The organism is Thalassolituus sp. UBA3500 (genome assembly GCF_002377545.1).
Taxonomy (GTDB): Bacteria; Pseudomonadota; Gammaproteobacteria; order Pseudomonadales; family Oceanobacteraceae; genus Thalassolituus.
In genome coordinates this window covers 1-12,622 of record NZ_DFQB01000044.1, presented here as the reverse complement: position 1 = coordinate 12,622, position 12,622 = coordinate 1, and the positions used below count along the sequence as shown (strand labels likewise).

Sequence of the window (12,622 nt, the reverse complement as noted above, 5' to 3'; positions counted from 1 at the left end):
CCCGCCACGAATTCACCATGCTTGCCGGTGGCCCGCAGAGGCACCTTGCGACCATTACAGGCCAGAATGTAGCGGCTGCCTGTCATGCCGGTGACGCGAACCTGCAAACGCTCTACAGAGGAATCGACATAACGCGCAGTACCAAAACTGGACACCTCTTCACCGAGTACATTCCACGGCTCAATAGCCCAGCTCAGCTCAAGTGACATATCCCCAAGGTTCACCGTACCATAGTGTGGGAAGCGGAACTCACGGAAAGGCAGTAACCATTCGGCCCTGAAATCCAGACCATGCTCCTGCAGATCGGCTGCCACATCTTTGATGTCCTGCCAGATATAGTGCGGCAACATGAACTGGTCGTGTAGACGAGTGCCCCAACGCTCAAGCTTCTGCTTATAGGGCTTCCGCCAGAACCGTACGACCAGAGCACGAAGCAGAAGCGCCTGAACCAGTGCCATACGGCTATGCGGCGGCATTTCAAATCCACGGAATTCGAGAATACCCAGTCGCCCGGACGGACTGCCTGGAGCGAACAGTTTATCGATACAGAATTCAGCCCGGTGCGTGTTGCCCGTCATATCAATCAGCAGATTGCGTAACAGGCGATCGACCAGCCATGGCTGGGCTACGTCTCCCTCGGGCATCTGCTGAAAAGCAATTTCCAATTCATACAGAGCTTCATCCCGACCCTCATCGACTCGTGGGGCCTGACTGGTCGGGCCAATGAAGGCGCCAGAAAACAGATACGACAGTGAAGGGTGGTTCTGCCAGAAGGTAACGAAGCTACGCAGGAGGTCAGGCCGTCGCAGGAACGGGCTGTCGGAAGGCGTCGCTCCACCTAAAGTAATGTGATTGCCACCTCCGGTTCCAGTGTGACGACCATCCAGCATGAATTTCTCAGTACTCAGGCGGCTTTCTTTGGCAGCCTGATATAACTCAGTCATGTTGCTGACCATGTCGGACCAGTTGTCTGACGGGTGAATATTCACCTCAATGACGCCCGGATCAGGAGTCACCAGCAGCTTTTGCATGCGGTGATCTTTGGGAGGTTCGTACCCCTCAATAATGACAGGCAGGTCCAGCTCCATCGCCGTCCGCTCAATCAATGCCAGCAGATTCACATAGCTTTCGAGATACGGCAGCGGCGGCAGAAACAGGTGTAACTTACCGTCGCGGGCTTCAATACCCAGTGCCGTACGCACCAGATTTTTCCAGCGATAATCGTCTTTCTTCTCAGCAGGCTCAGTCTTCTCGTGACCCTCAACCTTCTTCTGAGCACTCTGTTTTTGCACAGGGGGCGTCAATGATGTCGACGAAAGAGGTTGCGACTGAGCCACCGGGCGGCTGTTACGCGCCAAAGCTTCTTTTACTGCGGCATCGGCGGTTTCCAGAGGTCCGGCTTCGCGGTGCGGGTCAGCCTCCTGAATCAGAGGATCTTCTTCCGCAGGAGGCAGACTCTCAAGCGGCAGACGAAGCCCCATCGGCGAATCGCCCGGGATCAGAGTCAGACGCCCGCGGCGGAACTGCCACTCGCTGGACTGCCAGCAATGTCCGTAGAAATTCCACTCAAGCGGCAGTACGTACCCGGTCGGGGTGTCCAGCCCCTGCTCTAACACCCGTGCCAGTCGACGGCGCTCAAGGCTGTCTTTGCTGCTGGCAATCCGGCTATCGATATTCTCCGGTAAATTCTGCTCCTGCAGCAGATAATGCAGTCCATCTTCATACGCAGGTTGAGCACAACGCTGCGGAACGTTCAGTAACTCTGCAAGCCGTCGGGCAAATGCCCGTGCGTCTTCCTCGGTGTGTCCGTAATGTTTATCTACGCGGGCAAGCAGGTCTTTGTCCTGCCATAAAGGTTCGCCGTCGCTACGCCAGAATAAACCTAACGCCCAGCGCGGTACTTCTTCTCCCGGATACCACTTGCCCTGGCCATAATGCAGCAGGCCTTTCGGTGCAAAGTGGTCTCGCAGACGGAGCAACAGGGTTTTCGCTAATGCCAGTTTGTCTTTGCCCAGCGCTTCGGTATTCCACTGCGCGGATTCCATGTCATCGATAGATACAAACGTTGGCTCGCCGCCCATTGTCAGACGGACGTCTTCATCTTTCAGAATACGATCAACTTTCTCACCCAAAGCCAGAGCGTCTTCCCATTCAGATTCGGTATACGGCTTGGTCACCCGCGGGTCTTCATGGAAACGAGTGACTTCGTTTGAGAAAGTAAACTCGACTTCACACTCATCAGTGAAGCCAGAAATAGGAGCAGCAGAGCTCGGCTCTGGCGTGCAGGCAAGTGGGATATGCCCCTCGGATGCAAACAGCCCAGAGGTCGGGTCGAGCCCCACCCATCCAGCACCCGGCAGATAGACTTCGCACCAGGCATGCAGGTCGGTGAAGTCAGCTTCAGGGCCAGAAGGACCGTCGAGAGATTTCTCATCGGATTTGAGCTGAACCAGATAGCCAGATGCAAAACGGGCGGCCAGCCCCAGGTGACGCAGTAACTGCACCATCAACCAGGCAGAATCCCGACAAGAACCTTTGCCTTTTTCCAGTGTTTCTTCCGGCGTCTGAACGCCCGGTTCCATGCGCACCAGATAATCGATGTCCTGCTGCAATCGCATATTGATATCGACAAGAAAATCGATGGTGCGCTTTTTCTCACGCGGAATACTTTCCAGCAGCGTGGTGAACATTTCACCTTCGGTGGTGCAATGCAGGTAGGGTTCCAGCTCTTTCTTCAGGCTCTTTCCGTATTTGAACGGAAATTCCTCAGCGTACTCTTCAATAAAAAAGTCGAACGGGTTGATCACCGTCATATCGGCGATTACTTCAACCTCTACCGATAAGCAGCGACTTTTTTCAGGAAAAACGAGTCGCGCCTGAAAGTTACCGTACGGGTCTTGCTGCCAGTTAATAAAGTGCTCTTCCGGCTCTATTTTCAGACTGTATGAGCGGATAGGTGTGCGGCAGTGAGGTGCCGGACGCAAACGCACCACGTGCGGAGATAATGACACCGGGCGATCAAAGTCATACCGGGTTTTATGATTAAGTGCGACTGTAATTGTCATTGGGCCACCGCCAGTTGTTCCTGATCATTCAGGAACCAGGTACGACTGATAGAAAAATGAAGATACTGCAGTGAAATCTGCAGATCGTTCAGGGCTTCCCGCATTTCAGGGCCGGGAGCGCTATCCTCAGCACGGTCTGTGACAGTCTTATGAAGCTTACGGATATCCGCGATAATTTTTTCGGCACGCGGCAACGCCTTCACACCCTGAATCATGTCGTTGAGACAATACTCGACAGAACGCGGGAAACGCGGGTCTGTCAGCAGAAAGCTGCACACCAGAGGCGCTTTAACAGAACTGCGCATCGCCCGACGATACGGCTGATCGGCACTCAAAGAACGCAGCACATTTCCCCAGATAATCTGCTGGCTATTTACAGCAAAATCATCGTCCTCGATCTGCATGATGGCCGCTGTCGCGGCATCCAGATTCCGGGTGGTCATATCGGCACGTTCAAGATTCTGACCAAGCTTGAGCATTTCCCAGGCGCTATCGCGCGGCATATTGACCTGCCACAGACCAATAATCTGCTGACAGGCACTGATCACATTGCCCAGAAATTCATGTCGGTCGCGACGATTAATGCCCTGCTGCAGATGATCCTGAACATACTGGCTCAGTTCATTTACCAGCTCCCAGGTATCCGCCGGGATAACATCGCGCGTGGTACGGATATTTTCACGAATGGCTTTGAGCGAGGTCACTATAGAACTGGGGTTCGTGTCGTCGCCGACCAGAAACTTCACCACGTTACGCTCATCCTGCACCGAATAACGCTCGTTGAAATCCTGTTCAAGACTGTTAATTACAATCAGGTTATACCAACCCAGATTAACCTGACGCGGCAGGTCGAAAAGCAGGGTGTCGTAAATACTCAACATACGGGCTGTGCTTTCTACCCGTTCAAGATAGCGGGCGGCCCAGTAAACCCGTTCAGCAACTTTCGATAACATCAGGCTTTCCCCGCAGACGTATCAACAATCCAGGTATCTTTACTACCACCACCTTGCGATGAATTAACTACCAGAGAGCCTTTTTTCATCGCTACCCGCGTCAGTCCGCCAGTCGTTACGTAACTTGATTCGCCCTGAAGGATGAAGGGTCTCAGGTCGAGGTGACGGGGCTCGACTTTACTGCGCCCGACAAGTGTTGGCGCTGTTGATAACGCCAACGTTGGCTGAGCAATATAATTTCGCGGATTGGCTTTAATCAGCTCAGCAAATTGCTCTCGTTCTTTTTTAGTACTGTGCGGGCCCACCAGCATGCCGTAACCGCCAGACTCGTTGGCTGGTTTTACAACCAGTTTATCGAGGTTATCCAGCACGTATTCGCGCTGCTTGTCGTCGTAGCAGAGGTAAGTTTCGACATTCGGAATCAAAGGCTCTTCGCTCAGATAATAACGAATGATATCGGGTACGTACGCATACACGACTTTATCATCGGCGACGCCTGCACCCGGCGCATTTGCCAGAGCAACTTTGCCCTTGCGCCATGCACGCATCAGTCCGGGAACCCCCAGTACCGATTCAGGATGAAACACTTCAGGGTCGAGGAACATGTCATCGATGCGACGATAAATAACGTCGACCCGCTCCAGACCAGAGATTGTCTTCATATAGACGCAGTCATCTTTACCGACGACGAGGTCGCTGCCTTCGACCAACTCAGCCCCCATGCGTTGAGCCAGGAAGGCATGTTCAAAGTACGCCGAATTAAAAATGCCTGGAGTCAGAACCACGACCACCGGGCTGGAGCTCTGACGTGGCGACAAAGAAGCCAGCATATTAAAGAGAGCTTCTGGATAATCACCAACCGGCGCGATACTGACTTTTTCAAACACCTCAGGCAGAACCCGCTTCATAATGGAACGGTTCTCGAGCATGTAAGAAACGCCGGAAGGCACCCGCAGGTTGTCCTCAAGTACATAAAACTGGCCGTCACCATCGCGGACAAGATCGGTCCCACAGATGTGCGCCCAGACACCAAAGCGCGGGTTAACGCCCTCACACTCAGGTCGATAGTTCTTCGACTGTTTCAGTACAAACTCAGGAATGACGCCGTCTTTAATGATCTTCTGCTCATGGTACAGATCATCAATAAACATATTCAGCGCCTTCAGACGCTGACGCAGACCCGCCGCTGTTTTCTCCCACTGCTGGGCCGATATGATCCGGGGCACGATATCAAATGGCCAGGCGCGGTCGATGTTCTCACCTTCACTGTAAACGGTGAAAGAAACCCCCATATCTTTGATAGTGGACTCAGCGGCCAGCTTACGTGACTGTATTTCTTCTTCTGTCAGGCTATTCAGATAGTTGGCGAGTTGCCGGGCGGGGACTCTAGGGTTTCCGGGCGAGCTGATCAGCTCATCGTAGAAACCCTCCTGTAATTCGTAGTGCTTCCAATTTATCGACATGCAGAACCGTTCCACGGTGATTCTCGAGTTTTATGCACCTATTCACGCACTTCATCACCTCTACAGCAATAGACGAACCGGCCGGCCAACACATTGTCCACATTGGCACCATCAGGCTAATAGAGGCCACTCCATGCGTACCCCGGGCAACCCGCTACAGCACTGCTACACTGAATGTCAGTATTAACAAACCGCTATCAGGGAGGCACGCGCGATCGTGCACCATGCAGTGAGTATTCTGCGACAACCACATAAGCAACAGACTGCAGTGTTCAATTTTGGGGCACAGAACCCCCAAAAGCCCAGCAGGGGGTCAGTGTGACGCCTCGGAGGTCGCTCGCCCAACTGTTACTGAACTGGTCCCTGCTGATGCTGGGGCTGATTACCTGTGGGCTTGGCTATCTGTTACTGCAGCTCCAACTGGAACAGTTTTCGAGTAACTGGGAGCGGCGTATAAGCTTCGAGCTGGAAAGTATTGCCAAAAACGTGGAGTACCACGTCAGCCAAAGCAGTAGTCATGTTGTCGAGAACCAGATCCGGGAGAGTATCGACGATCCATCACTGCGTTATCTTGCCGTTCTCTCTGAGGCTGGCGATCGGGTTATCTTCTCAAGTAATGCCAGCGACCGGCTTCACAACACCAAATACCGGTTAAGCAGTCATTCACTGAATACCGGTGTGCAGGAACCTCAGATTGAGCGCTATAAATCCGAATTCTATGCCTTGTTTCCGCTCAACCTTAAATACCCTACATCGCCTGATTCGGTGGCCAGTACAGCCGATCAGGCCGTAAAGAACGATGTCCGCGGCTGGGTATTTGCGCATTATGATGCACACAACGATTACGACTCCATGCTGCGCTCTCTGGCCAGGAAAACAATCCTGATTGCCTTGCTCGTAATTATTTTTCTGGTCGTGCAGAGCCAGATACTTCGCAAATATATTCTGATACCGGTCCAACATCTGGTTCAGCTAACAAGCTCAATCAAGCAGGGTAAGTATGCCAGTATTCCCGAGAGCCGCAGCGCAACCGAGATTGCACAACTGGAAGAGGCATTTAACGACCTCAGCGAACACCTGGATGAAACAACCAGCCGGATTGCCCACCACCAGGCGCTGAACGACGCCTTCACTGCAGGTTTTCCGGATATCGGCTTATTAGTGACCGCCACCGGGGTAATCAATGGACGTTTTGGCAACCCGAACGGGCGAATTCAGCGCCTCAATGAAGATCTCACAGGCACGCCTTTTACCGCCTGGCTCAACCTGTCAGCAACCCGAAAAATAGAGGAAGCCCGCAATCAGGCGCTGGAAAAGAAAGAACTTGTGATTACTGAGTTCAATCATGATGACCTCTATCTCGAATCGCGGATGATCCCGCTAGAGGAGCACGCAAACATGCAGGACGCTCTGATCTGGCTGATTCGTGATATTTCAGAAGTGAAACGCAAGCAGGAGCTCATTGAGTACCAGGCTAACTACGATCCGCTTACCGAGCTGGCTAACCGCAGAATGGCACTGCAGGAGCTGGAGAAGAAAATCGCCTGGTCAGAAGACGATAAGACCTGCGGTAGCGTACTCTTCATCGATCTTGATCACTTCAAAAATATCAACGACTCATTAGGGCACCCGATCGGTGATCGCCTGCTGATCGAAGCGTCACACCGGCTAAAGGCCACCGTAAACGAAGGGGACCTGATCGCTCGCCTGGGGGGTGATGAATTTCTGATTGTTCCTGATGAAGTTTTCAGCGCACCTGAGCTTGCCGAAGAAAGCGCGGTTGAGCTGGGTACCGCAGTACTGGATGCTATCCGTAAGCCATTCTGTATCGATATCAATAAGTTCCACATGACTGCCAGTATCGGTATTTCAATTTTCCCTTCGACTGACTGCGGGGCAAACGATCTGATACGCCAGGCGGATACAGCTATGTACTGGGCGAAACATCAGGGTCGCTCACAACTCTGCCTGTACAACCACAGAATGCAGGAAGAGACTCGCGAACGACTGCACCTTTTTAATGATCTCTATCAGGCCATCCGCGATAACGGCTTCACTCTGGTGTACCAGCCGCAGCACAACGCCGAAGGTGACGTCACCGGAGCGGAAGCACTGTGTCGCTGGGTTAACAATGGTCACTCCGTTTATCCCGATGTATTCATTGCCGCCGCTGAAGAAACGAACCTGATTCTGCCGCTGGGAGATTGGGTTCTTACCCATGCCTGCCAGACATTACGCCAGTGGATCAAAAATAAATCCTTGCCGCCAAGCTTCAGACGTCTGGCAGTAAATATCAGTCCCGCCCAGTTTATGGACCCGGACTTCGAAGCCAAGCTCGATAAAACCATGAAGAGTTGTGACATCGATAGCAGCGTACTGGAGCTGGAGCTGACTGAAAGCCTGTTTATGGGCGATAAAGATCTCATCCGTGACAAGATGCAACGCCTTAGCAACAAGGGCTACACCTTTGCACTGGATGACTTTGGCACAGGCTATTCGTCTCTCAGCTACTTGCAGAAACTTCCGATCGATAAACTCAAGATCGACCGGGCCTTCGTGATGGACATCAATCCGGATAATGAACCCGCCAGTATTGTTGACGCGATTATCCAGCTTGGACAGAACCTGAATATGGATATTATCGCCGAAGGTGTCGAGACCGATCAGCAACAGGTCTATTTAAAAGATCATGGTTGCCGCAGTTATCAGGGCTATTTGTTCAGCCGCCCACTGCGCGAAGATATGTTCGTCAGCTACATACACAAACGCCCGGTCTGATATCTGGCACCAGAGTTGCTCCTCTCCCCTTAGCTCCCGAAAACGGGATCTTAATCAATGATTTTGCACCGAAAAGGCTCACGAGGAGCCCGCGTGCTTTCTGAACAGACAGGGGATAACGATGGATAAGGCAACAATGACTGAGGCGATTATCGCCCGTAAAATTGAGAAAGAGCTGACATGGGAGCAGATGGGTTCTGACCTGGGAATGTCTCCCGTCTGGTTAACCTCTGCCTGTCTGGGTATGAACAGCGCCCCTGCAGAAAAAGCGGCAGCCATCGCTGAATACCTCGGTTTTGATCAAAGTATGGCCACTGCACTGGAAGCCTATCCGACCAAGATATGGGACCAGGCTGTCCCTACCGACCCTCTGATTTACCGGCTCTACGAAATTGTTGGCGTGTACGGTGACACACTGAAAGAAGTGATTCAGGAGAAGTTTGGCGATGGCATTATGAGTGCGATCGACTTCTCGATGGAAGTCGACAAGATTGAGGACCCGAAAGGTGATCGGGTCCTTCTTACCCTCAATGGTAAATTTCTACCATACAAGAGCTGGTAACGGCACTCTTGCTAGCTGCCTGAGCCGCGCAGTACAGCGCTCAGGTCGCGACTCAGTTCCTGTCGTTTAACTTTGCCCATCGCATTACGCGGGATTTCTTTGAGCTGGAAATACTCCGTCGGGACGAGAGTCGCATCAAGCCGCGCCTTCAGAAACTCCGCAATCTCTGATACCGGAATGGTGCTATCAGCGGTATAAGCCAGTGCAAGCTTCTCCGAGTTATCTGCCCGCTCAACCTGACAGGCAGCAACATCAGTCAGAGTCGGCATCTGCTCAGCCACGGCCTCTATTTCGGCGGGGTTTATTTTTACCCCGCCAAGATTCACAACCTCAGACTCACGTCCGGTAAGGCAAAGCGCCCCCTCACGGAATGCACCGCGATCACCTGGATAAAACCACCCACCCCTGAATTCATTGTTGTCCGGGCTGCCCGCCATGTAGCCACTGACCATCCCTGAGCTGCGTACACGGACAATACCTTCGGTTCCGTCCGGTACTGCTCTCCCCTCATCATCAACGACTTCCGCTGACGCTCCCGGCTGAACAACTGCAGTTTTCCAAACCAGCTCCGGCTTGCTTATCTGAGTCATGCCGACGGCACCGACTTCGGTCGATCCATAAACGTTAAAGATACGCGCCTGAGGACATATCTGTTTGATACGGCTGATCATACCCGGTGACAAAGCACTGCCCGCCAGACGAATCTCACGCACGCCATTCAGATCCGCTGCAGACAGGGTATGGGAGTTCACAAGGCGGAAAAGCGCCGTAGATGAACTCAGTATCGAAGTCACAAAAAAAGTGCGGATTGCTTTAGCAAATGCATCGGCACTCGCAGGTAAGAGCACAACTTTGCCTGCCTGAATCGTCTGCAGTGATCCCATAAATCCACCAATACTGGAGTGCCCCATAAGATTCAGGTCATTACCTGTCGCGCTACCCCATACCAAATGATTACGATAGAGTCGCTGCTCTATAAGTGCCGGAGTCAGCCCGACTGCTTTTGGCTGACCGGTGGTCCCACTGGTCAGAATGATGCGGCAGATATCTTCCGCTGAAGGATAGGCTTGCATTGGCTCCAGACCCGGCATGATGCGAGCATCATTGAACCACTCCTGACTAAGCACAATGTTTTGAATACCATTGATTTCGCTACTGCTTTGCAACGAGATAACAAAATCGAAGTTAGGCTGCTCGGGGATATCAGCCCCCGGGATACCAAGGCAACTTACTGCGGCACGATGAAACAGCGCCATAGTCGCAATAAATGCCAGATTCTCCGGAAGCAGCAAGTACACCCGGTGCCCCGACCCGATTCCAGCCTCTGCCAGCTTTTCTGATACCTGCACAACGGTTTTATGTAGCTGTGCATAGCTCAGTGTCGATTGACCATCATAAAAGGCCGGATAATCCGGAGTTACTGCGGCCCGAAAGGCTAGAGGCTCGAATGGATTGTGCATGTAATTACTCGATTTAAAAAAGCTGCTGTATACCGAAGGATACACTGGTGATTGTGGCATTGGCAGCACTGACCGATTCACCCAGATCATCATCGGGTGCGTCCCATGTCAGATAGCGATAACGGAATGTAGCGACGAGTTCTGTCGTCTGAGTCAGGTTACCCACCACCGCAAGACCAGCGTTCAGACTGCGCGCGCCATTGTCAGCACCTTCCTCGTCCAGTACCGACGTCTCACCATAGTATCTGTGATAGCCGACCCCAAGGATTAAATAGGGCCGCAATCGTGAGGCGGGGGCTCCATCCAGAGCATAGGGTAACCAGACATCGCCATCGAGGCCGACAATATTCGCACCTTCCCGATCGGCTCTCATGCGCGTCCAACTGATTTCAAATCGCGCATTCATAGGCCCGGTACCACCGACCGTTAACCTCGGATAAGTGGACGACCACGCACCGGTATCAAGAAGATTCTGATCAATTGTCGCCGTTTCATAGGCAGCCCCAAGATGCCAGGACCCATTGCCTGAATAGTCGGCAGCATGAGAGGGCGTGCTGACTAATAGCACACCTGCCACGGCGGAACACACCAATCTAATTATAGAAATGCCACTCATGCTGTCATGGTATCAAACAAGCAAAAAAAAGGTGGAGCCATGCTCCACCTTCTTTTTAAAACGGCAGGATCAGTCTGTTACAGGCCGAGTGCCAGCAGTTCAATCTGCGCCGCAGCACCGTACAGAGCACCCGCTTCTGTTTTCAGGGTCTCTGGTGGAATCAGACCAGGCCAGTGCGGCTTAACATCGGCGAGAATGGCAAGAGTAGCTGCTTTCGCGTCGGTTACCGCTGACTCATCGGACTCAATGCCTTCAACCAAGTCGGTGGCAATCGTAGTGAAACCAAATGCGTCCTGATATTCGTGTGCATTTTCCATTTTGCCGTCCACCACTGCGATAGCGTACTCATCCGCCGCAGTACGCAGAAGCTGTACAACCAGCTTCAGTTTCTCTGCCGGTGTCGCACTGGTTTCAGAAACGGCCATAGCGTTGGTGTCGATAGCGGCAAGCAGGGTATCCAGCGCAGTCTGTACAGCTTCTACACCTTTTTCCTCATTAACCGCATCGGATACGGCAGTCAGCTCTTTCGCGAAGCCAGCGGTACCACGTGCTTCTAAAGCAGGAACCAGATCAGCGTACAACTCGCTTTCTGGGTGCTTCATGTGTGTTTTAGCGTGCTCGATATGGCCAGCCTTGTAGAGCTCGGCGCCGACATACAGGTGACCCTTAATCAGGCTGAGGTGAGTCAGATAAGCAAGATCATCAGACGTCAGCTCTGTTGCTGCTGCGCCTTCGCCCTCACCTTCACCGGCAGAGATCACTTCGCCTTCACCCTCGCCTTCACCAGCAAGTGCAACGGCATCAACGGAGGTCTCAATCGGCGCAACCGCCGCTTCGCCTTCGTTTTCTTCTTCGGTACAAGCACTCAAGCTCATGCCTGCTGCGCCGGCCAGGCCGATCACACTGATGCTTTTCCACAGTTTGTTGCGCTTACCCATTACTCAGGTCTCCTGAAAATTCGTTTTGCGGATACATCTTTATGCTACTATCAATAGCATATACGATCAGTTCTCATTTTCGATACCATGACAATTCTCGTAGATAATCTGTTGGATGTCCACTCTGTAACTGCGGTTCTGAACAGCCTCAGCGACGACCTGTTTGTGGATGGTAAAAAAACAGCAGGCAAGACTGCCCGCGCCGTAAAAAAGAACCTTCAGGCCGACCCTAAGTCGCCCAAAATCATTGCGGCAACAAAGCTCGTTGAACAAGCGCTGCGTAAGCATCCGATGGTCACCAACTCGGCGTTTCCAGATAAACTCAGCAACATCATTATCAGTCGCTATGATGAGGGCATGACTTACGGTTCTCATGTCGACAACGCGTTTATTCACGCAACCAGAACGGATTTGTCGTTCACCTTGTTTCTGTCCGACCCTGATACCTACGATGGCGGCGAACTGATCCTGCAGAAGCACGATGGGGACGACGTGATTAAATTGCCCCAAGGGTCGGTTTACATTTATCCGACTCGCGAACTGCACTATGTCGCCCCCGTCACCCGCGGCGTCCGATACGCAGCCGTTGGTTGGATTCAGAGCCAGGTTCGCTCTGAAGAGCATCGCGGCACGCTGTTTGATCTGTACCTGGCGCTGCAACAGATGGCAGACACGGAAGAAAATAGACAGGCGCGGCTGCATATTTTAAAAGCCAGAAGCAACCTGATGAGAATGTGGGCTGAATAATGTGAACTGAATAAAGCGGGTAAGCGGATTAAATGGTTGA

9 protein-coding genes are annotated in these 12,622 nt (G+C 52.4%); 3 read left to right on the top strand and 6 right to left on the bottom strand.

The genetic code is table 11. The features are described 5' to 3' along the window. The 3 genes from B2R29_RS10890 to B2R29_RS10880 form a co-directional block, all read right to left on the bottom strand. Positions 1 to 3,065 (bottom strand): DUF2126 domain-containing protein (locus B2R29_RS10890; protein WP_301181095.1); only part of this gene is annotated, 3,065 nt, incomplete at its 3' end. Further along, positions 3,062 to 4,018 (bottom strand): alpha-E domain-containing protein, encoded by a 957-nt coding sequence (locus tag B2R29_RS10885; protein WP_068436879.1) that lies wholly within the window; start codon positions 4,016 to 4,018, stop codon positions 3,062 to 3,064. The genes B2R29_RS10890 and B2R29_RS10885, both read right to left, overlap by 4 nt. Then, positions 4,018 to 5,481, bottom strand: a complete 1,464-nt coding sequence (locus B2R29_RS10880) for a circularly permuted type 2 ATP-grasp protein (RefSeq protein ID WP_076514331.1) — start codon at positions 5,479 to 5,481, stop codon at positions 4,018 to 4,020. Before B2R29_RS10880 ends, B2R29_RS10885 begins: the two co-directional genes overlap by 1 nt. A gap of 318 nt (positions 5,482 to 5,799) precedes the next feature. Here B2R29_RS10880 and B2R29_RS10875 point away from each other — a divergent pair, with 318 nt between their 5' ends. Next, positions 5,800 to 8,259 carry a putative bifunctional diguanylate cyclase/phosphodiesterase gene (locus B2R29_RS10875; protein WP_301181094.1) on the top strand — a complete coding sequence of 820 codons (2,460 nt, stop codon included), beginning with the start codon at positions 5,800 to 5,802 and terminating at the stop codon, positions 8,257 to 8,259. Positions 8,260 to 8,380: 121 nt separating this feature from the next. Further along, positions 8,381 to 8,821 carry a cyanase gene (cynS, locus tag B2R29_RS10870; RefSeq protein WP_068436874.1) on the top strand — a complete coding sequence of 147 codons (441 nt, stop codon included), beginning with the start codon at positions 8,381 to 8,383 and terminating at the stop codon, positions 8,819 to 8,821. Positions 8,822 to 8,832: 11 nt separating this feature from the next. On the opposite strand, the gene B2R29_RS10865 is transcribed toward cynS, so the two are convergent. The 3 genes from B2R29_RS10865 to B2R29_RS10855 form a co-directional block, all read right to left on the bottom strand. Continuing rightward, positions 8,833 to 10,281 carry a class I adenylate-forming enzyme family protein gene (locus B2R29_RS10865; RefSeq protein ID WP_301181093.1) on the bottom strand — a complete coding sequence of 483 codons (1,449 nt, stop codon included), beginning with the start codon at positions 10,279 to 10,281 and terminating at the stop codon, positions 8,833 to 8,835. Between the two features lie 13 nt (positions 10,282 to 10,294). Then, complete coding sequence (locus B2R29_RS10860) at positions 10,295 to 10,858, bottom strand: hypothetical protein (protein WP_273088001.1); 564 nt, start codon at positions 10,856 to 10,858, stop codon at positions 10,295 to 10,297. A 116-nt stretch (positions 10,859 to 10,974) separates the two neighbouring features. Then, entirely contained in the window at positions 10,975 to 11,835 is an 861-nt protein-coding gene (locus B2R29_RS10855) for a hypothetical protein (protein WP_068436868.1), read from the bottom strand. Positions 11,836 to 11,922: 87 nt separating this feature from the next. Between B2R29_RS10855 and B2R29_RS10850 the strand changes: the two genes are divergently transcribed. Then, positions 11,923 to 12,582, top strand: coding sequence for a Fe2+-dependent dioxygenase (locus B2R29_RS10850; protein WP_068436084.1), 660 nt, complete (start codon positions 11,923 to 11,925; stop codon positions 12,580 to 12,582). Positions 12,583 to 12,622 lie beyond the last annotated feature (40 nt).

Excerpts from the sequence above, each read along its gene's own strand:
- B2R29_RS10865 (WP_301181093.1), bottom strand. The coding sequence starts at position 10,281 with ATGCACAATCCATTCGAGCCTCTAGCCTTTCGGGCCGCAGTAACTCCG.
- cynS (WP_068436874.1), top strand. The coding sequence starts at position 8,381 with ATGGATAAGGCAACAATGACTGAGGCGATTATCGCCCGTAAAATTGAG.
- B2R29_RS10850 (WP_068436084.1), top strand. The coding sequence starts at position 11,923 with ATGACAATTCTCGTAGATAATCTGTTGGATGTCCACTCTGTAACTGCG.
- B2R29_RS10855 (WP_068436868.1), bottom strand. The coding sequence starts at position 11,835 with ATGGGTAAGCGCAACAAACTGTGGAAAAGCATCAGTGTGATCGGCCTG.
- B2R29_RS10880 (WP_076514331.1), bottom strand. The coding sequence starts at position 5,481 with ATGTCGATAAATTGGAAGCACTACGAATTACAGGAGGGTTTCTACGAT.
- B2R29_RS10885 (WP_068436879.1), bottom strand. The coding sequence starts at position 4,018 with ATGTTATCGAAAGTTGCTGAACGGGTTTACTGGGCCGCCCGCTATCTT.